Consider the following 20,783-nt stretch of genomic DNA (forward strand, 5'->3'; position numbering starts at 1 on the left):
GGCATAGCACGCGCGTGTCGCGGCCTCACTCGGTCGTAGCGTCGCCATGGAAGGGAGGATCTACGCAGGCTGGTCCCAGAAGACGTTGCGGTCGAAGAAGTTCTTCAAGAAGCGCATGAGGCGCGGATTGTCCTGGCTCAGCAGAACCTCACGCGGCGGGCCTTCGGCCGCGATCACACCCTCGTCTATGAAAGCAATGCGGTCGGCAACCTGCGCGGCAAAGCCCATTTCGTGCGTGACCACGGCCATGGTCATGCCTTCGTCTGCGAGATCGCGCATCACCTGCAGAACCTCGCCGACAATCTCCGGGTCGAGCGCCGAGGTCGGCTCGTCGAAGAGGATGATGTGCGGCTCCTTGGCAAGCGTGCGGGCGATGCCGACGCGCTGTTGCTGGCCGCCGGAGAGCTGGGCGGGATATTCGTCGAGCTTCGCGCCGAGCCCGACCTTTTCCAGCGCCGCCACCGCGCGCTCGCGCGCCTCCTTGCGGCCGAGCCCGGCTGCAAGCGTCAAAGGCTTCGCCACATTCTGCAGCGCCGTCATATGCGGCCACAGATTGAAGTGCTGGAACACGAAGCCGACATTCCTGCGCACCTCGGCGATCTGGCGATTGTTCGCCGGAAGGCGTTTCTCCCCCTTTTCGACATAGCCGAGAAGGCGCCCTTCGATTTCCACCCGGCCGCAATCGTAGCTTTCAAGGAAAGCCATGCAGCGCAACAGCGTGCTCTTTCCCGATCCGGAGGGGCCGATGATGCAGGTCACCTCGGAACGCCGGAGCGCCAGGGACACGCCCTTCAACACCTCAAGCTCACCAAACTTCTTCGTGAGACCCGAGACCTTGATGATCGGTGTGCCGGCGGATGGGGCCGTGTCGCGTGTCATGAGGTTCCTTTCATCGCGCCAGATAGCGCCCCGCCCGGCGTTCCGCCCAACGTCCGAGCGTGGTCACGCATTCCAGGAGGATCCAGTAGAAGGCAGCGAGCGCGAACAATGTCTCGCTGAAGGCGTAGGTCGATGAGCCGATGCCTTGCAGAACCGCCGTCACGTCCGGGATCGAGATGACTGAGAGAAGCGCCGTCTCCTTGGTCAGGATGACGAGGAGGTTCACGATCGAGGGCAGGATGATCAGCATCATCTGCGGCAATTGAATGTGCTGGACGATCTGGAGATGCGAGAGCCCCGACATGCGCGCAGCCTCGATCTGGCCATGCGGCACGGACTGGAAGCCCGCCCGAAAGATCTCGACGAACTGGGCACTGCCGTAAAGCGTGAGCCCGATCGCCCCGGCCTGGATCGGGGTCAGCATGAGGCCGATCGACGGGCCGCCGTAATAGAGCAGGAAGAGCTGTATGAGGAACGGCGTGCCGCGGAAGATGGCGACATAGGCGGCGACGAGCCGATAGGCAGGGCGGCCGGCATAGACCTGAAGGACCGCGAGAGTGAGACCGAGCACGAAGCCCATCACCGAGCCGGCAACCCACAGTTCGAGCGTCAGAACAATGCCGTTGCGTATTTCGACTGCATGATCAGTGAGGACGGAAAAGTCGAACATCAGCGTCGCCCCTGCAGGCTCAGCCGACGCTCCAACACACCGCCGAGCCGCGCCACCGAAAAGGTGATGACGAAATAAATGGCACCGGCCATCAGATAGACGGGCAACGGTTGGTAGGTACTGGAGGCGACGTTCTGCGCCGCGCGAGTCAGATCGAGCACGCCAACGACGGAGATGAGCGACGACGCTTTCACCATGTTGACGACTTCATTGAGGAGCGAGGGCAGAGTCAGGCGCACGGCCTGCGGCACTTCGATATAGAGAAGGATCTGCCAGCCCCTGAGGCCTGCCATCTGGGCGGCCTCCACCTGGCCCGGTGAAATGCCGAGAAAGCCGCCGCGCAGGATCTCCGCCATATAGGCGGCGGTGCACACCGCAAGTGTCAGAAGCGCCGACAGCATCGGCGAAATGTTCACTCCGACAAGCGGCAGGCAGTAATAGGAGATGAGGAGCTGAACGAGAAGCGGGATGCCGCGCAGGAGGCTGACATAAAAGGTGCCGGCAGCAAACAGAAGCGGCGACTTCGATAGCCGCATCGCGCACACGCCGACGGCAATGACGAAGCCGATCGCGACAGACCCGGCGGCGTAGAAAATCGTCGCTTCGGCGCCCCGGATAAGCACCGGTAACGCCTCAACCACGATCGGCGGCACGAAATCAGGCATGAGCGGATCCGGGTCGGCTGAAAGGTCGGACGAGGGAAAAGCCTGAAGTCACTGCAACCTCCCTCGCTCCAGCGCGCCTGCGGCCCACGGCCATTTGCCAGCGAGCCGCGGCAGTTCGCACCGAAGCGTCCCTCCAGCGCCATTACGGGGTCGGGACTTCCGTCGGGAGCTCGACCGGCTGACCAAACCATTTCGTCTGGATTTTCGCCATGCGGCCGTCCTTCTCGATCGTCAGCAGCGCCTCATCGAGCGCGTCGAGAAGTGTCTTGGAATCCTCATCCTTGCGTCCGAGGAAACTTGAGTAGTGAAGTTCGCCAAAGCCCGGCAGCACGACTTCGAAGACGCCCGGACGCTGCGCGGCGGTATAAAGGACGTTCGTAGAGCCGTTGGCGACACCGTCGAGACGCCCGGCCGCGAGATCGGCGTAGGCCTGGCTGTAGTCGACATATTCTTTAATGGTCGGCGCCGGATCGAGCGTTTCGGCATAAGCCTTGAGGTCGGTCATCGGATTGGCCGCGCGCTGGGCACCGATCGTCAGGCCTGCGATATCGGCGGACTTCATGATTTTTTCCGTGCCCTTCCGCTTCATGATCGAGGTCTGGCTCTGATCGATCGGGATGAGAAAGCGAAAGCGCTTCTGCCGCTCGGCCGTGATGGCGGCGGGACCGGCGACGACGTCGTATTTGCCCGCTTCGAGCCCCGGCAGCACGCTCGACCAAGGCAGGTCGGTATAAGCGATCTCAAGGCCGAGTTCCTTGCCAAGCTCGGCAAAGATATCGACGTTGTAGCCGACATGCTCGCCGCCTTTGATGAAGTCATAGGGCGGAAACTGCTCTTCCGTCGCCACTTGCAACACACCGGCTGCCTTGGCTCTCTCCAGAGCATCTTGAGCATTGGCCGCACCCACGGCCGTGAAGGCGAAGAGCAGAGCAGAAATGCCTGCCGAGGCTAACGAGCGGAACATCAATCTTCCCCAAGGCTGAATTGGCTTTTATATTGTCTATACAATTTAGATGACGTTGGTCGGTCAAGCGCGAATGGTGTGCAAACCTACGCCCAAAAAACAGGCGACTCGTTCACCATGCGACGTCCCGTCCACCCCGTCAGAGCCAAATCAGGCGGGCATCTCTTTCAGACAAGCCAATGGCCGCCCAGAGAGCGGCCATTCCGGGGAAATTCAGCTCCGTGTCAGGCCGCCGCAGCGCCCGTAAGAGCCTCACCCGTCGCATCTTCCGATGTGAAACGAAGCTGCGAGTAAATTGCCTTGGGCTGATTGTAATATTTCGCCCATTCGCGATCGCCGAACGAAAAATGCCACCATTCACCATCGAACGGGGCGAAGCCGGCGCGCAGCATGCAACACCTGAGAAGCTGACGGTTGCGCCAAGCCTCCTTGGCGATGAAGGGCGAAAACGTATAGGTGTCCATCGCGTATTCGGCGACTTCGGTACCCATCGGCAGCTTTTCGTCGCTCGAATCCTTGATCCGGACGTCGACCGCACCGCCCGTCGGATGGCCAGCCACCTCGGGTACCGCAGAAAAGCGGTGAACCGCCTCCTTCAATGCGGTTCCGGAGAGCGTCGGATCCTCTTTGAGCAGACGTTCCTTATGCGCTTCGAATTTGGCATTCTGGATGTCGAGATGGCGATAGCCGTAAACCACCTCCAGAGAACAGCCGGGCAGAATGCTCTTCAGCTCCTGCTGCGCCCGCTCCAACATCGGCACGAGGCCTGACCGCACGTAGATGTTTTCGCCGGTATAGGCCGTCATGCGCCTGTCGGTAATGAAGACCTTCCCGGAAAAGCCATCTCCGATGGCGACCATCGCCTCACCATTGTCCTCGACGGGCACGGCGGCGAGCTCTTCATACGTCAGAAACTGGTTCTCAAGCGCAGCATAAAAGGCAGTATTCTCGGACATCTCACAATCACTCCGTCAGGTGCATGGCACGGACCGTCTCCCGCACAGGCCTGCAACGGCCGAAGACGATCCAGGCGGCCATCCCAAGAGCAGTCGGTGCCGAGACACAGCGCCGATCGACCGGCGCTCTTTTGTATAGACTAATCAGCCCGCGCTGATCCTGTCCAGTCACTGGAGGTAGGTGACGTAAATGCGTGCCGCCCAGCGGGCCTGGCGAGCTCGTGTCCAAGGCGCCTCGATGTGGGCAGCTCGTCGACAGCAATAGGGCGCGGCGGAAGCGAAAGCAGGCAGGCAGCCAGCCCTCCACCTAAATGCCGGCGTCGGCGCGGGCCATGTCGGGACAGGGCGTCTGTGGGGGCAACACCGCTCGTCTCGACGAACCAACCCGCGCCAACCTCTTCGAGCACACCGGAGAGGACGAAAAGAGGCCCCTCCGACATCTTCGCAGGACCTTGCCTTCAGACGCGAAGCGCTGCGCAGGTGCGGGCAATACGGCTCGCTGCTTCCATCAGCCTGTCGTCGTCAACGGCAAAGCTCAGCCGCACATAACCAGGCGCTCCAAAGGCCGAGCCCGGAACCATCGCCACCTCACCCTCTTCCAGGATGACGCGGGTGAAGTCGGCATCGGTCTCGATCTTCGTGCCAGCCGCAGAGGTCATGCCGAGGAATTTCTGGCACCCGGCGAGAATATAAAACGCACCGTCGGGCGCCTCGCAGGTGAGGCCGGCTTCGACCAGTTTCGGCAGAACGAGGTCGCGGCGCCGGCGATAGACGGCGCGGTGGCTCTCGAGATGATCTTGCGGGCCTTCGAGCGCCGCGAGCGCTCCAGCCTGGCTGATCGAAGAGGCGCAGGAGGTGCTTTGCGACTGCAGCTTGCGCACTTCGCGCATCACCTCGGCCGGGCCCCCGCCATAGCCGAGCCGCCAGCCGGTCATGCAATAGGCCTTGGAAACGCCATTGACGGCGACCGTGCGCTCCAGAAGCCGCGGCTCCACCGCCGCGATCGAACGGAACGACGTCTCGCCGAAAACGATGTGCTCGTAGATGTCGTCGCTCAAAACGCCGACCTGGGGATGGTCCAAAAGCACATCGGCGAGCGCTCGCAGATCGGCCTCGCCATAGACCGCGCCGGTCGGGTTGCAGGGCGAGTTGAGAACGAGCCAGCGGGTCTTTTCGGTGATCGCGGCTTTTAGCGTTTCGGCGGACAGCTTGAAGCCGTCTTCCGCCCGACATTCGACGACGACGGGCGTGCCTTCTGCGATCCGGACCATGTCGGGATAGGAGACCCAATGCGGCGCCGGGATGATGACCTCGTCGCCGGCATCGAGCGTCGCCAGAAGCACGTTGAAGATCACCTGCTTGGCGCCGGTCCCGACAACGATCTGATTGGCCGCGAAATCGAGCCCGTTCTCGTCCTTGAACTTGCGGATGACGGCGGCCTTCAGCTCAGGCGTGCCATCGACATTCGTGTAACGCGTTTTGCCGGAGGCCATCGCCGCGCTCGCCGCGCGGACGATATGCTCGGGCGTATCGAAATCCGGCTCGCCCACCGAAAGATTGATGATGTCGCGGCCAGCCGCCTTGAGCTCACGCGCACGGGCGGAGGCGGCGCTGCTCGCCGAAGGCAGAACAGCTGCCATACGAGAAGAAATCTTGTTCATGGATTCTCTCTGGATGCTTGGAAAAGAAAGGCGACGGGGAGAGCGCTAGCTTGCGTCTTGCTCGCGCTTTCTCTGCTGTCGGCGTGCGAAGATCGGATAGGCGAGCGTCAAGACGATCAGCGCCATGATCGCGTAGGAGAGTGGGCTCGTGAAAAAGATCATCCAGTCGCCGCCGGAGATCTGCAGCGAACGACGAAGGTTGGTCTCCAGGATCGGACCGAGCACGAGCGCGATGACGAGCGGCGCGCCGGGAATACGCCAGCGCTCCATGAAATAGCCGAGGACGCCGAAGCCGAGCACCAGCCAGACATCGAAGAGACTGTTGCGCAGCGCATAGGAGCCGATGACGCTGAAGACGATGATGGTCGGTCCGAGCACGGCGCTCGGCACCTTGACGACGCGCGCCACCCAGGGCGCCGCGAACAAACCCAAGGCCGCGAAGGCGAGGTTCGCCAGGAAGAGCGACAAGATCAGCGTGTAGACGATCTCTGCGTGATCGGTGAAAAGCCGCGGCCCCGGCACGAGACCATGGATGGTCAATCCGCCGATGAAGACCGCGGTGACGGCGTTGCCCGGGATACCGAGCGTGAGCGCCGGCACGAGCGAGCCGCCAGTCACGGCGTTGTTGGCTGCCTCGGGCGCCGCGACGCCCTCGATTTCACCCTTGCCGAAGGCTTCCGGCGTCTTGGAGCGCCGGCGCGCCTCGTCGTAGCTGATGAAGGCGGCGACGCTGGTGCCAGCTCCCGGGAGAATGCCGATCGCGGAGCCGATGAGGGAGGATTTGAAGAGCGTGCGTCCGCAGCGCCGGATGACCGACCAGGCAGGCAGCGTCCGGCCCTTCGTCTTGATCATATTGCCGGCGCCGATATCGGCCTCGCCCGTGCACAGCGAGATCGCCTGCGAGACGGAGAAGATGCCAATGAGGGCCGGAAGCAGCGGCACGCCTTCGAAGAGTTCGTCCTGGCCGAAAGTGAGCCGCGGATATCCGGTGAAAAGATCGAAGCCGACCGTCGCCAGCAACAGCCCCAAAGCGGCGCTGATGAAGGCTTTCGTGGGATTGCCCCCCGAGACGCCGAGGATGGAGATCATCCCGAAGATCGTCAGATAGACGTATTCCTGCGGCCCGAAGAGGAGCGCCAGACGCGACAGCGGCGGTGCCACGAAGAGGAGGACGCAGACGGAGAATACGCCGCCGATGAGGGAGGCCACCAGCGCCATACCGATCGCCTGTGCCCCCTCCCCGCGCTGGGCCATCGGATAACCGTCGAAGGTCGTGGCAATGGAGGCGTCGGTGCCGGGCGTGCGCAACAAAATGGCGGTAATCGAACCGCCGAAGACCGAGCTCGTATAGATCGCTCCAAGGAGCACGAGCGCGTTCGCCGGGTCCATGCCGAAGGTGATGGGAATGCAGAGCGCGACGCCCATCGTGGAAGACAGGCCCGGCAACGCGCCTACGAACAGCCCGACCACGGTGCCGATCGCCAGGACCAGCAGGGTCGAAGGGTCGAAAATATTGGCGGCTGCCGCGAGGATCGCTTCCATACGCTCAGTTCCGTCGGGATCAGGGATTAAAAATAAGCGGCGAGCGGACCGACCGGCGTCGGAACCGCGAGAAGCAGCGAGAAGATGACGTAGATCAGCCCGGTCATGGCAACGGCCACGGCTAGTCCCACCGGTCGGCTCAACTCCGAGCGAAGCGCGAAGAAGACGGCGAGATAGACAAAGGTCGCCGGATAAAAGCCGATCCACGGCATCGCGACGGCGAACACTCCCGTCAGGACCACCACTTCCACGAGCGGCAACCAGACGCGCTTCGGCGCTTCGTCGGTTTCAGAGCCTTCCTCTGTAACCTCGCCCGTCACCTTGCGCGGACGCAGGCTCGAGACGAAGAGAACGGCACCGCCCAGAAAGAGCGCAGCGCTCATCAACAGGGGAAAGAGCGCCGCGCCCCGCTTGAGGCCGTAGACGTCCCAGGCGGCGAAGGCTGCGATCGCCATGACGGCGATCGCTATCCATGTATCGCGTTTCATTGCGCCTGAAATCGCCAGGAGCTTACTGCCACGGGCTTTCGGCCCAGAGCTTCTTATAGCCCTCGTCCTGCTCCTGCATGAAGGCGCGATAATCGTCACCCACCAGGACGTCGAGAGGCATGTTGAGCTTCTTCAGGTCGGCCTGAAAATCAGGATCTTCGGTCACCTTCACCATCGCATCCCGCAGCTTGGTGAGCGCATCCTCGTCCATGCCCTTCGGTGCGCCGAGACCACGCGAGGAAGAGGCGACGATGTTGTAGCCGAGTTCCTTGCCGGTCGGGGTATCCGGCAGATCCGCATTGCGCTTGGAATCCCACACGACGAGCGGCTTCAGCTGACCGTCCTCGACGAGTTCCACCTGCTCGGAGACGTTGCCTTCGATGGCATCGATATGGCCGCCCATAAGCGCGGCTTTGGCTTCGGCATCGCCGTTGAAGGCAACCAGATTGAATTCGACGTCGGCTTCACTTTCCAGCTGCAGAACCGCCAGATGATCACCGCCGCCGACGCCTTCGTGGCTGACGGTGAGCGTCTTTTCCTTCGCCGCCGCAAGGAAGTCCTCGAGGGAGGCGTAATCGGAGGTGCCGGCCACCGCAAGCACCCCCGGATCGGTCACGATATTGGCGACGTAATCGAAGGTGTCGATGTTGAAGGTCACATCAGGACGCACGATCGGGCTCGTCAGAATGCCGGAATTGATCCAGCCGATCGTGTAGCCGTCGGGCTTAGCGCTGGCGATCGCGGCAAAGCCGATCTGGCCGCCGGCGCCCGGCCGGTTCACTACCACCATCGGCTGGCCGAGATATTTTTCGCCATACTCGGCGATGAGACGCGCGAGAACGTCGGTGCTGCCGCCCGCGCCGTAAGGCACGATCATCTCGACCGGCTTCTCAGGATATTCCGCATAGGACGGAGAGGCGAAAATGGCGAGCGAGGAGGCCGCGAGGGCCAAAGCCGCCAGACTGGACTTGAGGTGCATAAGAGTTCCTTTCCTCTTGAATATGCTCATGGACGACCGCTTTTGCGGATCTTTTTGCGCCGGAGGAGATCTTCGATCACTTCCAGCGGGGCCTGGGATGCGAGCGCAGCTTCCTGGTCGCGCTCGAGCTGCTCGATATCCGCGATCTCGACGAGGACGGCGTCGATGAAATCCTGCGGAATGACGACGACGCCGTCGGCATCGGCGACGAGATAATCACCGGGGCAGACGCGCGCGCCGGCACATTCCACCGGAACGTCGACATCGACGAGAACGATGGCCGGGGGGCGGGCCGAGATACCACGCGTGAAGACCGGGAAATCCATTTCACGGATGAGGGCCGCATCACGCGCCAGAGAATCGGAAACGATGCCTCCGAGCCCCTGGAAGAAGGCTGCATGAGCCACGTTCTCGCCCAGGATCCAGGTGTCTGCGCAACCTGTATCGAGCACGAGGATACGTCCCTCAGGCGTGCTGCGGATGGCGGAATAGATGTTGGTCTTGGCTTTGGTCGCGCCGGTCTTCGGAGCGTATTTGACGGTGCGGGCCCGCCCGACCAGCCGGTTCGCCTCGCCGAGCGGGAGGACGCCGTCCATCCAGCCGCTCAGGCCGAGACGCACGAGGGCATCGGTTACCGCGCCCGACTCGACACTGCGCAGGCGCTCCAGGATTTCCACTTCGGTCCAGCTGCTTTCCGTCATTTTCCGGTTATCGCCTCTCACATCGTCATGGGAGCGTCTTTGCTCCTCATTATTAGCGTAATTCCATCCTGAAATAGTGTTCGGGCAGCTTGCAAATATCGTCTTCCCATGCTCCGATAACCTGTAGTTATTGGATGCATTCATGAACTTTCGGCAGATCGAGGTCTTCCGTGCGGTGATCGAGGCCGGTTCGATGACCGGGGCTGCGGCGGCGCTCAACATCTCACAACCTGGCGTCACGAAGACGATCGCCGCCCTGGAAGCTTCCTGCGGCTATCCCCTTTTCACCCGCAGCGCCGGGCGTATCACGCCGACACCAGAAGCCCGTCAGCTGCATCAGACCACCGAGCGCGTCTTCGTCGGCATCGACGAGATCAAGCGCGCCTCATCGAATATCCGCGATCGGGTGGCGGGCCATCTGGCGATCGCCTCCTTTCCGGCGCTCGCCTCCCGCTATCTGCCGCGCGTTCTGTCGAGCTTTCTGCATGATCGCGGGGGCGTGAAACTCTCGCTGCAGGGAACCGCGTCGCGCCAGGTGATTCTCGCCGCGGCGGCGCAGCAAATCGATGTCGGCATCTCGATCCTGCAATCCGACGATGCCGCGATCGAAACGGAACATCTCCACCGCCTCGAACGGGTCTGCGTGGTTCCGGCCGGTCATCGCCTCGCCTCGGCGGAGCGCATCCGTCTCTACGATCTGCGCAACGAACCCTTCATCTCACTCGACGCTTTCGATCCGGAGCGCCTCGCCATCGAAAAGATGTTTTCAGACCTCGGCGTCGGGCGTCACGATCAGATCGAAACGCGCCATTCCGACAGCGCCTGCGCCTTCGTCGCCAACGGGCTCGGCACCACCATCGTCGATCCGTTCACCCCGCTCGCTTTTGGCGATGCAGTCGTGGCACGGCCGCTCACGCCGCCGGTCTATCTCAATGTCTGGACGCTATGGCCGAGGCACCGCATCCGCTCGAAGCTCGCCATCGAATTCGTGCAGACGCTGCGCCGTTCGCTCCAGACGCATGCTCCCGGGAGCTTGTGAGGCGGCAGCGCCTCACATGCCGTGACGTCGGCTGTAGGCGTTCGGCTCGGCCGGCCGCCACCCCTGCGGCTCGTTCGCGGGTTCGTAGACTTCGACAAGAAGCGGATGGCAGGTCGCGGCATCGCTCGAATGCTCACTCGAACAATCGCCGCCCGGACAGGCAGAAAGCGCACCCAGCAGGTCGATCTCGGCGAAAAACTCCAGATAATCGCCCGGCCGAGCCGGCGTCGCCTTCATGAAATACTGCCCGGTGTCGCGCGCAAAACCCGTGCACATGAAGACGTTGAGGACGTCGTGCACATGCCGCTCCGCCTCGTCGAGATCGATCCCTGCCGCTTGCGCGAGCGCACGGATGAGATTGGAATGGCAGCAGAAATGATAGTCGCCGCCGGACAAAAGCCGGTTCGTATAAGGATCACAGCGCGTGCCGATGACATCATGGACGGACCCGCCGAAGCGGTCGAAACCGTACCAGTCGAGCGTATCATCGGTGATCGTCGCCATCGGCCGCAGAAACGGCAGGCATGACCACAGCCGATCTCCGGTCGACAGATGCGTGCCGTGGAGCGCGCGCGTCTTGCCGGAATAGAAGCGCTCGGTGAGATCCGCCTCGTGCCAGAGGTTGAGATCGCCGACCTGCGGGCCTTCCACCGAAACGATGCGGAAGAAATGCCCCGCCGGGACGGTGAATGTGCGGGCATCGCGCGGCGGCACCAGCGTTTCTGCGATTTTTGTCCACCCGCCCCGCGCGGCGCGATAGGCCTTGAGATCGACAGGCGGCAACGTCGCCGTCGGATAGCAGACGACCGGTTCGACATCCCGGCGCGCCACGGCATCGGCCGGCGCGTCATGTTCTGGCTCGTTCAGCTTCATTGCATCCTCATCCTCAGAGGGCTCATGCCGCGCTCCGAGTTTGTCGACTTATCCCCGGCGCATCCACCGCGATTAGCTTGGACGTCCTTCGGTTTCAGGCCAACCCAGGGATGGCGACGATGGACACAGAAAATCTCTCCCTTCCGACGATCGTTTCCGCACAGGCGCAGAAGCATGTCACGCACAACGAAGCGCTCCGGATGCTCGATACGCTGGTGCAGCTCGCCATCACGCGCCGCGACCTCACCGCCCCGCCGGCCGATCCGGCTCCCGGCGCCCGCTATATCGTTGCGGCGCCGGGAGCCGGATCGGCAGGTGGCGACTGGTCCGGCCACGACAACGACATCGCCGCGTTCCAGGATGGCGCGTGGACATTCTACACGCCGAAGCCCGGCTTCCTCGCGCTGTCGATCGACGAGATGCTGCCGCTCGTCTTCGACGGCGTTGCCTGGGTGGCGCTTACTGCCGAACCGCCGGAGACCCTGCCCTGTCTCGGCATCAATACGGGTTCGGAGACGAGCAACCGCCTCGCCGTCAAATCCGATGCCGTTCTCTTCAGCCACGACGATGTGACCCCGGGCAGCGGCGACATGCGCGTTGCCCTCAACAAGGCGACTGCAGGGGGCGATGGCGGCTTCACCTTCCAGAGCGACTATTCGGCCCGGGCCCTCTTCGGTCTTTTGGGCTCAGACGATTTCACCCTCAAAGTCTCACCTGACGGGTCGACCTATCACACCGGCCTCGTCCTCGATCGCGAAAGCGGCGCCGTCACCATGCCGGCGAATGCCCGTTTCAGCGCGTACTTGAACTACGGCCAGAATTATGCGGCGGGCGCCTGGCGGGACATGCTCTTCAGCAATTTCCGCCACAACGATCAGCTCGCCGCCATCATCGCGAACAACGTCCTGACCTTCACGGCTCCGAGCGACGGGATTTATCTTTTCGGGCTCGCAGGCACTTTTGAGGCGGGTGCCGGCACCCCCTCGAAGCTGCAGGTCGGGCTCTCCGTCAACGGCACGTCACCGGCCGCCGACACGATCGGCACGACGGGCGATGCCGCCTTCGTCTCCGGCGAAACCCAGGTGCAGGTGACCGCCCTCCTCAAGCTTGCCGTCGGCGATACGGTCAGCCCGAAGATTTTCCCCACGGGTGCGGCCGGACGTATTCTCGCCAACGAGAATTTCTTCTGGGGGACGCGGCTCCCCTGAACCGCCACGCAGCGGGGAGAACCACCCCCGAGGAAGCTCGCTGGCGCGGGGAAATCGCCAAGACCCGCGACACGATGTCTTGCCTGCACGCCGGCTGAGTGTACCATCACACAAATGACACACTCTGCCTCGCCCGCGCGCGCCCAGCCCTTCACCGATGGTGTCGGGGCCGGCTTTGCGAGCCTCCTCAGATCCTGGCGCAAGGCGGGGGATGCGCGTGTGCCGATCGTCATGGGAATCGTGAATGTGACGCCCGATTCCTTCTCCGACGGCGGGCAGTTCTTTCGCACCGAAGCCGCGATCGAACACGGGCTCCGACTTCATGACGAAGGCGCGGCGATTCTCGACGTCGGCGGGGAATCGACCCGCGCCAATGCCGAGCCGGTCGCAGCCGACGAGGAGATCCGACGCATCCTCCCCGTCCTCGAGGCCCTGACTGCAAACGGCATTCTCGTTTCCGTCGACACCATGAAGGCCGAAGTCGCCAAAGCCGCAGTCTCGGCCGGCGCGCAAATCCTCAACGATGTGCGCGGCCTTCTCGGCGATCCGGAGATGGCTGCAGTCGCCGCACGCACCGGCGCCGGCGTCATTGCCATGCACAATCAGGGACTGTTCGGCTCGGCCAAGCCGATGGAGATCGATCCGGTCGCGGGCTGTATCGCCTTCTTCCGGCGTGCCCTGGACGTGGCTCACGAGGCCGGCGTCGCCGAAGACAGAATCGTTCTCGATCCGGGATTCGGCTTCGGCAAATCGCCAGAGCAGAACCTTCAGCTTCTCGCACGCTTCGGCGAATTGCAGACGCTGGGTCTGCCGCTGCTTGCCGGAACGTCGCGCAAATCCTTCATCGCCAAAGTCGCGGGTGCCGACGAGACCGACCGCCTCGCCGGAACGCTTGCCACAAATGTCGTGGCGGCGCTGGCGGGTGCTGCGATCGTGCGCGTTCACGATGTGGCGGAGCATGTGGCGGCGATGCGCATCGCCGCCGCCATTCGCGGAGCCGACACCAGCAAATGACCTAGCCGACGGCGGCCAGCCTTTCCCGCTTCTCCCGCCAGGCGACGATCCGTTCGACGGCCGCGCGCAAGGTTTCCTCGCGCTTGGCGAAGCAGAAACGGATATGCGAGCGCATGTCGCCCTTGCCGTAGAAGGCGGAGAGCGGCACCGCCGTCACGCCCGCCTCGAAGGTCATCGCCCGACAGAAGGCGACGTCGTCGGGCTCCGCCTCGCCGGTCGCCGCAATGGCGAAATAGGTCGCCTCGACATTCTCGACCTCGAAACCGGCGGCGCGCAAACCACCGACCAGAAGATCGCGGCGCCCCTGAAGTTCGGTACGCAACCCGTCGAAATATTCATCCGGCAGATTGAGCCCGAAGGCGACGGCAGCCTGCAGCGCCGGCGGCGTCGTAAACGTCATGAATTGATGCGCCCGCATGATCGGCTTCAACAGCGTTTCGCACGCGGTGATGTAGCCGACTTTCCAGCCCGTGACCGAAAACGTTTTGCCGGCGGAGCCGATGCGCACCACGCGGTCACGCACCTCCGGCAGGGCAAAGAGCGTGCGATGCTGCCGGCCGTCGAAGATAAGATGCTCGTAGACCTCGTCGCAGATCGCCACGAGATCGTGCTTCAGCATGAGATCGGCGAGGAAGCGCAACTCCTCCTCACCCAGGATCCGGCCGATCGGATTCCACGGCGTGTTGAGAATGAAGGCGCGCGTCTTCGGCGTGATCGCCGCTTCGAGGCGTTCAAACGGCAGGCCCCAATCGGGCGGGGCGATGCGCACCGGCACGGGCACCGCACCGGCCCGGCGGATGATCGGCTGATAGCTGTCATAGGCGGGCTCGAAGACGATCACCTCGTCGCCCGGCTCCAGAAGCCCGAAGAAGGCGTCGGCCAGCGCTTCCGTCGCACCGGAGGTGACGAGAACCTCCTTTTCCCAATCGACGCTGAGGCCGAGAAAACGCCTGGCATTTTCCGCGACAGCCTGGCGCAGAGCCGGCAGACCGGCCATCGGTGGATATTGGTGCGGACCTGAGCGCAGGGCGGCGATTGCAGCCTCGACCACCTCCTCCGGCTCAAGCCCTTCCGGGAATCCCTGACCGAGATTGATCGCGCCGGCCTCGGCCGCCATGCGCGACATGGTTTCGAAGATGGTGGTGTCGAGCGCACCGAAGATGGAATTTGCCATTGATTGTCCGCCTGGCTGCAAAGGAGAAGACGACGGGATCCCCGCCGGCAGCGCATCGCTCCTTCTAATTGCCTGAGGCTGATCAAGAAAGAGCGCCCGCGCCGCACTTTTGGCGCGAGGGGATGCGGGCCGCTCGATCAGAGGCTGAGCCGTTCCATAACCGAGATGCGCCCCTCAGCCGCAGAGATCCGCGCTCCTGGCATTGAACAAAAGCGCGTCCCGACCGTTCGTCCTAGTATCATTCGAAGGGCAAAGCCCGACACCCGTGGAGAACCATTCATGAGAATCAAACTCGCCGCCATGTCCTCTGCCGCCGTCTTGCTGGCGACGGGCATCGCTTTCGCGCAAGGCGCCTGGGTCGAGGTCGACGACGAAGATATGGCCGTCAACATCCCGGTCGATCCCCCGACCTACACGGTCGGCGATCTCGACGACATGGAGATCGTGGGCCAGGACGGCGAGGAGATCGGCGACGTGGATGAGATTCTCGCCTCCGGCGACGGATCCTCCATGGCAGTCGTCACCGATGTCGGCGGCTTCCTGGGAATCGGCGAGCGCAATGTCGTCATCCCGCTCACCGATGCCCGCATCCACAACGACAAGATCATCATCAACATGACGAAGGACCAGATCGAGTCCCTCGACGAATGGTCCAAATAAGCCTGCAATAGGCCATGCTCTGGCTCCGCGGCGGCGATGGGTCCGCCGCGGAGCAGCAGGCCCGCCGCTCCCAATCGACGCGTGAGCGGACGAGAAAGCGGGCATATGTCTCGGCGAAGGCCGCGCCCAGGCAAATTTCGGGTACACTCTGGCGGCGGCCGGCTGTAAGCAGCGCGCAGCAATGCTCGACGCCACTCCCCTTTTGCGCATCTATGCGCGCCACCGTCTTTCTCAGCTTTCGCGGCAACACCCGCACGAGGTCCAGAGCCGGCAATTGCTCGCGCTCACACGCCATGCCCGCGAGACGCGTTTCGGTCAGGCCCACAGCTTTGACGAGATCCGGTCGGTTGAAGATTTTCAAGCCCGCGTGCCGCTCCGCCGCTACGAGGACTTTTGGGCCGAATACTGGCAGGCCGCCTTCCCCGTTCTCAAAGGCCTGACCTGGCCCGACCAGATCGCAAACCTCGCCGTGACGTCCGGAACGTCGACGGGGCGCGTCAAATATATCCCGATCAGCCATCAGATGGCGCGCTCCAACAATCGCGCCGCCGTCGATCTTCTCGTCCATCACGTCGCCGACCGGCCGCAGAGCCGCGTCATGGCCGGCAAGAATTTCGTGCTTGGCGGCACGACGGCCCTCGAAGACCATGGCAGTGGTGTCGTGAGCGGCGATCTCTCCGGCATAGCCCGCCTCGAAGTGCCACCGCTTCTGGCAAGCTTCGTCTTTCCCGATCCGGAACTGGCGCGCGAAACCGACTGGGCGCACAAGGCCGAGGCGATGGCGCGCGCTTCGCTGTCGGAGCCGATCCGCAGCATCGCCAGCATCCCGAGCTGGATGCTTCTCTTCTTTGAGGAACTCGCCAAGATCACCGGCAAGAGGCGGCTCGTCGAGATCTATCCCGACCTCGAGCTCGTCAGCCATGGCGGCGTGGATTTTGGCCCTTACCGGGAGGCCTTTGCCGAATGGATGGAGGGCAGCCACGCGGAGTTGCGCGAGGTCTATCCGGCAAGCGAAGGTTTTATCGCGCTTTCCGACGAAGCACCGGAGGATGGTCTGCGCCTCTTCCTCGACAACGGTCTCTTCTTCGAGTTCGTGCCGGTGGAGGAGCTTGGGCGACCCGATCCCACACGGCACTGGATCGGGAACGCCGAGATCGGGCGTAATTATGCGCTCGTTCTTTCCAACAATGCGGGGCTTTGGGCCTATATCCTCGGCGATACGGTTCGCCTCGTCTCGCTCGATCCGCCGCGCATCAAGGTCACGGGACGCATTTCGGAATATCTGTCGGCCTTCGGCGAGCATCTGACGCCCGAAGAAATCGCCAAGGCCCTCCTCGGCGCCGCCGCCAATGCCGGATTGCAGATCAGCGATTATTCCGTCGGTCCGGTTTTCCCCTCGCGGGGCAAGGCCTCGCGCGGCCGCCACGTCTACGTGATCGAATTCCGTGGCCGCCAGCCGTCCGAGACCGAGCTTGAGAGCTTTGCGGCCGAGTTCGATTACACGCTCATTCTGAACAACGACGATTACGATTCACACCGCCAGGGCGGGTTCGGCATGGACGCGCCGGAGGTGATCGCGGTCGCCCCTGGCACCTTCGCGGAATGGATGCGCCGCCGCGGCAGGCTCGGCGGCCAGAACAAAGTGCCGCGCATCATCAACGACCCGGAGATCCTGACGAGCCTCGTCGGGCTCGCCCGCGAGAGCAAGGTCGCCCACCGGCGCTGAGCGGCTCGCAGATCCGCCGAACGGGAACCACAGCGGCGCTCGTCCATTCATGGCGAGCCGGGCATCCATTGCGAACCAGTCTCCAAAGCGCGCCGGGCGCCCGTTGCGACCCGCGGTGGTCGCGCGTGCCCGCAACTCAGGTCATTGACGATGAAGCTCTTTTCCTGCCCCGTCTGTTCGCAGATCCTCTTCTTCGAAAACACCATCTGCGAGCGCTGCCGTTCCATCCTCGGCTACGAACCTCATTCCAACGCCATGCTGGCGCTCGAAGACCGCGGCGGGCATTTCGAGGCGATCGGGGACAGCGCGCCGAAGGGACGCTGGACTTACTGCGCCAACGCCGCTTTCGACGTCTGCAACTGGCTCATCCCCGCCGACAGCGGCGAGACATTTTGCGCCGCCTGCCGCCACAACCTCACCGTCCCCGATCTTTCGGCACCGGAAAATCGCGCACTGTGGCGGCGCATGGAGGCCGCCAAGCACCGCATGATCTATACGGCAATGCGCCTTCGCCTGCCGCTTCTGACGCGCAGCGAGCATCCCGAAGGCCTCGGCTTCGCCTTCCTCGCCGATGCGCCGCAGGCCGGTGCTCCGGTGATGACCGGCCACGACAATGGCGAGATCACCATCGCGCTCGCCGAGGCCGACGATGCCGAACGCGAACGCCGGCGCATCACCATGGGCGAGCCCTATCGCACGCTTCTCGGCCATTTCCGCCATGAGGTCGGGCACTGGTACTGGGATCGGCTGGTGCGCGACGGCCAGGCGCTCGAGGCCTGTCGCGCGATCTTCGGCGATGACCGTGCCGACTACGGCGACGCGCTCAAGGCACATTACGCGGGCGGGCCGCATCCGGGGTGGCAGGACGAGTTCGTTTCAGCCTATGCGGCCGCCCATCCCTGGGAGGATTTCGCCGAGACCTGGGCGCATTATTTCCATCTGGTCGACACGGTCGAGACCGCCCAAAATTGGGGGATCTCGACGGCGCCCTCAGTCGACGCCGACGGGCATCTGACGGTCAAGGTCGATCTCGACGTCTTCGCCGATGATGTCGGCATCGGCGCGATCATGGAGGCCGGCCATGCCGTTACCGCGGCGCTCAACGCCTTCAATCGGGCGATGGGCCTGCAGGATCTCTACCCGTTCGTGCTGTCGCCCACGGTCGTCGGCAAGCTCGGCTTCATCCACGATCTCGTGCATGCGCGGGTTGGAGAGGTCGCCCGACAAACCTCATGGTTATCAGAAGGTTAACGGGAGATTTGCAGATCTTGAGTCAAGATCGTGAGGCGCGCCGCGCTTTCTTAACAAACTGATTCAAGAGCCGACGCTAGGCCCCGTAAGGCATCCAGATATTTTTCACCTGCGTCGCATGGACGAGATAGTCGCGTCCCTGGCCCTCCCCGGCATCGCGCCAGTCGATCCGGCGGCCATCGACAGACCAGATCACCTTGAGATTGCCCGCGGCCTCGCGCTCGAAATCGGCAAGTCCGTCGGGGCCTGCAAAGTGCCAGCATGCGGCAACATCATCATGCCCGCCAAGTGTTGCCGAAATCTCAAGAGGATCGCCCGTGACGACGTTGACGACGCCTGCCGGCACGCCGCTCGCCGCAAGCGCTTGCGAAAAATCCAGCGCTGCGAGCGGTGCCGCCACCGAGGGAACGACGACGACGCGATTGCCAATCGCGATCGCCGGTGCCACCAGCGAGACGAGCCCCAAGAGCGGCGCCTGCGGCGGGCACAAAATACCCATCACCCCGAGCGGCTCTTGGATAGCGATTGCCAGATGACGCGCCCGCGTGGAATGCACCGCACCATCAAATCTATCGGCCCACGCCGCGTAATAGGCGATGCGCGCGGCCGAAAGCGCCACCTCCTCGGCAGCGGCCTCGGCGCTTCCGCCGTTCGCGGCGCCCGGCCGTGCCGCAAGCTCGCTCGCACGCGCTTCCAGCGTTTCGGCAAGGCGATAGAGCCGCTGCCCCCGCTGATGGCCGCTCATCGCCGCCCAGCCAGCGGCTTTGGCCGCGGCATCGACAGCGCCGTTGATATCCTTGGTTTTGGAAACGGCGGACAAATCGGTCTTGGGCAAGTCGGCGGGGATGCTCCCCCTCGGCCATGCCGGTTTCAAATAGCCCGAAAACCCTTCGCGACCGCCATCACGACCGAAGCCGCTTTCCTTGACGCCACCGACGCCGACGGCCGCATCGAAAAAGTTCGTTCCATTCACCCAGACGACGCCCGCCTGAAGCTTCGTCGCCATCTCAAGCGCCAGGCCGGCATTCTCGGAGAAGACCGCCGCAGCGCGGCCATAGCGGGAATGGTTGGCGAGCTTCAGCGCCTCGTCCGGCGTGCGGAAGGTGGTGGATCGGATGATCGGGCCTGCGATCTCCGCCTCCGCCACGCCCATGGCCGGTGCCACATCGCTCACAAGCGTCGGTGGGAAAAAGCGGCCTTCTCCCGGGATGTCGGCGTCCGCCTGCCAGACCTCCGCCCCCTCGGTGCGCGCTGTCTCCAGCAGCGCCGTGAAACGGGTGAGATGGGCATCGTCGGCGAGCGGTCCGCAATCGGTCGAGATCTCCAGCGGGTCACCCATGTGCAGCTTCGCCATGCGCCGCTTCAGCTTCGCATGAAGCCGCCCGGCCACACCTTCCTGGACGAGGAGCCGCATGCCGGCACAACAGCTTTGCCCCTCGCTCAGAAAAATCCCGTCGACGAGGCTTTCCACGGCGGCGTCGAGATCGGCGTCCGCGAAGACGAGGAAGGGTGTCGTCGTACCAAGGTCCAGGGCGAGTTCCTTGCCGGTGCCGGCCAGCGCCTTGCGGATCTCGCGGCCGCGCGCCACCGGCCCGGTGAAACCGATCCGCGCGATATTCTCGTGGGCAACCAATGCCGCGCCGGCCGCCTCACCCGTGACGATGTTGACGACACCACTCGGAAGTCCGGCTTCTGCCACGACCTCGGCGAAGGCGAGCACGGACAGGGGCGTGCGCTCTGACGGCACGACGACAACACTGTTGCCGGCGGCGAGTGCCGACGCGATTTTCCCCGCAAGCCTCGCGAGCCCGCCGGCACGGCTGCTGATCTCGGCACACACGCCGAGAGGACGGTCACCGGCAAACTCGCTATCGACGAGCTCCGCCCATCCCGCCGCATAATCGAAATGCTGGATCGCGAGCGGCAGATCGATATCGCGGCCGTCGCGGAGCGGACGTCCCGTCTCGAGCGAGATGAGCACGGCGAAGAAGCCCGCCCGCTTCTCAAGACAACGCGCCAGCGCATGGAGATGGCGGGCGCGCCGATGGCCAGACAGCCCCGACCAGGCCTCGAAGGCGGTTTTGGCCGCGCCGACCGCCGCTGCGATCTCCGTCGCTCCTCCGGCCTCGACCCGCGCCAGAACCTCGCCCGTCGCAGGATTGCTCACGACCAGGCACTCGCGATCCGCGGATGCGGAAAAGCCGCCATCGATAAACGACCCAAGCACACCTTCGTGGCGCGCGAGCCAGTCGCGCACGGCCGCGTCGTTCTCGCGTGCCGGGCCGTAATCCATCGTCGCCAGGATGTCGGTCACCGCTGCCATCCTCGTCTCC

The 20,783-nt window shown here is 63.6% G+C and carries 19 protein-coding genes; 6 read left to right on the top strand and 13 right to left on the bottom strand.

The genetic code is table 11. The annotated features are described in order from the left end of the window. Positions 1-60: 60 nt before the first annotated feature. The 10 genes from ACK8CP_RS08965 to ACK8CP_RS09010 all read right to left on the bottom strand — a co-directional run bounded on the left by ACK8CP_RS08965 (position 61) and on the right by ACK8CP_RS09010 (position 9,505). Positions 61-879, bottom strand: coding sequence for an amino acid ABC transporter ATP-binding protein (locus ACK8CP_RS08965; RefSeq protein ID WP_414834053.1), 819 nt, complete (start codon positions 877-879; stop codon positions 61-63). 10 nt (positions 880-889) lie between these two features. Next, entirely contained in the window at positions 890-1,549 is a 660-nt protein-coding gene (locus tag ACK8CP_RS08970) for an amino acid ABC transporter permease (protein WP_414834054.1), read from the bottom strand. Beyond that, complete coding sequence (locus tag ACK8CP_RS08975; RefSeq protein WP_414834055.1) at positions 1,549-2,214, bottom strand: amino acid ABC transporter permease; 666 nt, start codon at positions 2,212-2,214, stop codon at positions 1,549-1,551. The genes ACK8CP_RS08970 and ACK8CP_RS08975 overlap by 1 nt, the downstream gene beginning before the upstream one ends. Before the next feature lie 142 nt (positions 2,215-2,356). Continuing rightward, on the bottom strand, positions 2,357-3,178 hold the full coding sequence (locus tag ACK8CP_RS08980; RefSeq protein ID WP_414834056.1) for a transporter substrate-binding domain-containing protein: 822 nt from the start codon (positions 3,176-3,178) through the stop codon (positions 2,357-2,359). Between the two features lie 224 nt (positions 3,179-3,402). Then, the gene (locus ACK8CP_RS08985) at positions 3,403-4,134 is read right to left on the bottom strand and encodes a M15 family metallopeptidase (protein ID WP_414834057.1); all 732 of its coding nucleotides are present in this window, start codon (positions 4,132-4,134) and stop codon (positions 3,403-3,405) included. Between the two features lie 458 nt (positions 4,135-4,592). Further along, positions 4,593-5,795, bottom strand: coding sequence for a pyridoxal phosphate-dependent aminotransferase (locus tag ACK8CP_RS08990; RefSeq protein ID WP_414834058.1), 1,203 nt, complete (start codon positions 5,793-5,795; stop codon positions 4,593-4,595). 45 nt (positions 5,796-5,840) lie between these two features. After that, entirely contained in the window at positions 5,841-7,337 is a 1,497-nt protein-coding gene (locus tag ACK8CP_RS08995) for a tripartite tricarboxylate transporter permease (RefSeq protein WP_414834059.1), read from the bottom strand. 26 nt (positions 7,338-7,363) lie between these two features. Continuing rightward, a complete protein-coding gene (locus tag ACK8CP_RS09000) occupies positions 7,364-7,825 on the bottom strand; it encodes a tripartite tricarboxylate transporter TctB family protein (protein ID WP_234630767.1) in 462 nt (153 codons plus the stop codon). A 22-nt stretch (positions 7,826-7,847) separates the two neighbouring features. Next, a complete protein-coding gene (locus ACK8CP_RS09005; RefSeq protein ID WP_164879665.1) occupies positions 7,848-8,804 on the bottom strand; it encodes a tripartite tricarboxylate transporter substrate binding protein in 957 nt (318 codons plus the stop codon). 26 nt (positions 8,805-8,830) lie between these two features. Further along, a complete protein-coding gene (locus tag ACK8CP_RS09010; RefSeq protein ID WP_414834060.1) occupies positions 8,831-9,505 on the bottom strand; it encodes an RraA family protein in 675 nt (224 codons plus the stop codon). 142 nt (positions 9,506-9,647) lie between these two features. Between ACK8CP_RS09010 and ACK8CP_RS09015 the strand changes: the two genes are divergently transcribed. Next, positions 9,648-10,544 carry a LysR substrate-binding domain-containing protein gene (locus ACK8CP_RS09015; RefSeq protein ID WP_414834061.1) on the top strand — a complete coding sequence of 299 codons (897 nt, stop codon included), beginning with the start codon at positions 9,648-9,650 and terminating at the stop codon, positions 10,542-10,544. Between the two features lie 12 nt (positions 10,545-10,556). Here ACK8CP_RS09015 and ACK8CP_RS09020 read toward each other — a convergent pair whose 3' ends face one another. Beyond that, entirely contained in the window at positions 10,557-11,417 is an 861-nt protein-coding gene (locus tag ACK8CP_RS09020) for an urea carboxylase-associated family protein (protein ID WP_414834062.1), read from the bottom strand. Positions 11,418-11,536: 119 nt separating this feature from the next. Between ACK8CP_RS09020 and ACK8CP_RS09025 the strand changes: the two genes are divergently transcribed. Together ACK8CP_RS09025 and folP are read left to right on the top strand one after the other, a co-directional pair. Further along, a complete protein-coding gene (locus ACK8CP_RS09025; RefSeq protein WP_414834063.1) occupies positions 11,537-12,625 on the top strand; it encodes a DUF2793 domain-containing protein in 1,089 nt (362 codons plus the stop codon). Between the two features lie 114 nt (positions 12,626-12,739). Continuing rightward, positions 12,740-13,639, top strand: a complete 900-nt coding sequence (gene folP, locus ACK8CP_RS09030; protein WP_414834064.1) for a dihydropteroate synthase — start codon at positions 12,740-12,742, stop codon at positions 13,637-13,639. A gap of 1 nt (position 13,640) precedes the next feature. Here the strand turns inward: folP and ACK8CP_RS09035 are convergent, their stop codons facing one another. Next, positions 13,641-14,813 carry an aminotransferase gene (locus ACK8CP_RS09035; protein WP_414834065.1) on the bottom strand — a complete coding sequence of 391 codons (1,173 nt, stop codon included), beginning with the start codon at positions 14,811-14,813 and terminating at the stop codon, positions 13,641-13,643. A 279-nt stretch (positions 14,814-15,092) separates the two neighbouring features. On the opposite strand from ACK8CP_RS09035, the gene ACK8CP_RS09040 reads away from it, so the two are divergent. The 3 genes from ACK8CP_RS09040 (at position 15,093) to ACK8CP_RS09050 (ending at position 18,450) form a co-directional block, all read left to right on the top strand. Then, positions 15,093-15,473 carry a PRC-barrel domain-containing protein gene (locus ACK8CP_RS09040; RefSeq protein ID WP_234630760.1) on the top strand — a complete coding sequence of 127 codons (381 nt, stop codon included), beginning with the start codon at positions 15,093-15,095 and terminating at the stop codon, positions 15,471-15,473. Positions 15,474-15,654: 181 nt separating this feature from the next. Beyond that, positions 15,655-17,199 (top strand): GH3 auxin-responsive promoter family protein, encoded by a 1,545-nt coding sequence (locus ACK8CP_RS09045; RefSeq protein WP_414834066.1) that lies wholly within the window; start codon positions 15,655-15,657, stop codon positions 17,197-17,199. Positions 17,200-17,349: 150 nt separating this feature from the next. Continuing rightward, positions 17,350-18,450, top strand: a complete 1,101-nt coding sequence (locus ACK8CP_RS09050; RefSeq protein WP_414834067.1) for a putative zinc-binding metallopeptidase — start codon at positions 17,350-17,352, stop codon at positions 18,448-18,450. 76 nt (positions 18,451-18,526) lie between these two features. Here ACK8CP_RS09050 and ACK8CP_RS09055 read toward each other — a convergent pair whose 3' ends face one another. Next, a complete protein-coding gene (locus tag ACK8CP_RS09055; RefSeq protein WP_414834068.1) occupies positions 18,527-20,773 on the bottom strand; it encodes an aldehyde dehydrogenase family protein in 2,247 nt (748 codons plus the stop codon). Positions 20,774-20,783: the final 10 nt, after the last annotated feature.

The sequence above is a fragment of the Afifella sp. YEN Y35 genome (genome assembly GCF_047553465.1).
Classification (GTDB): domain Bacteria; phylum Pseudomonadota; class Alphaproteobacteria; order Rhizobiales; family Afifellaceae; genus Afifella; species Afifella aestuarii.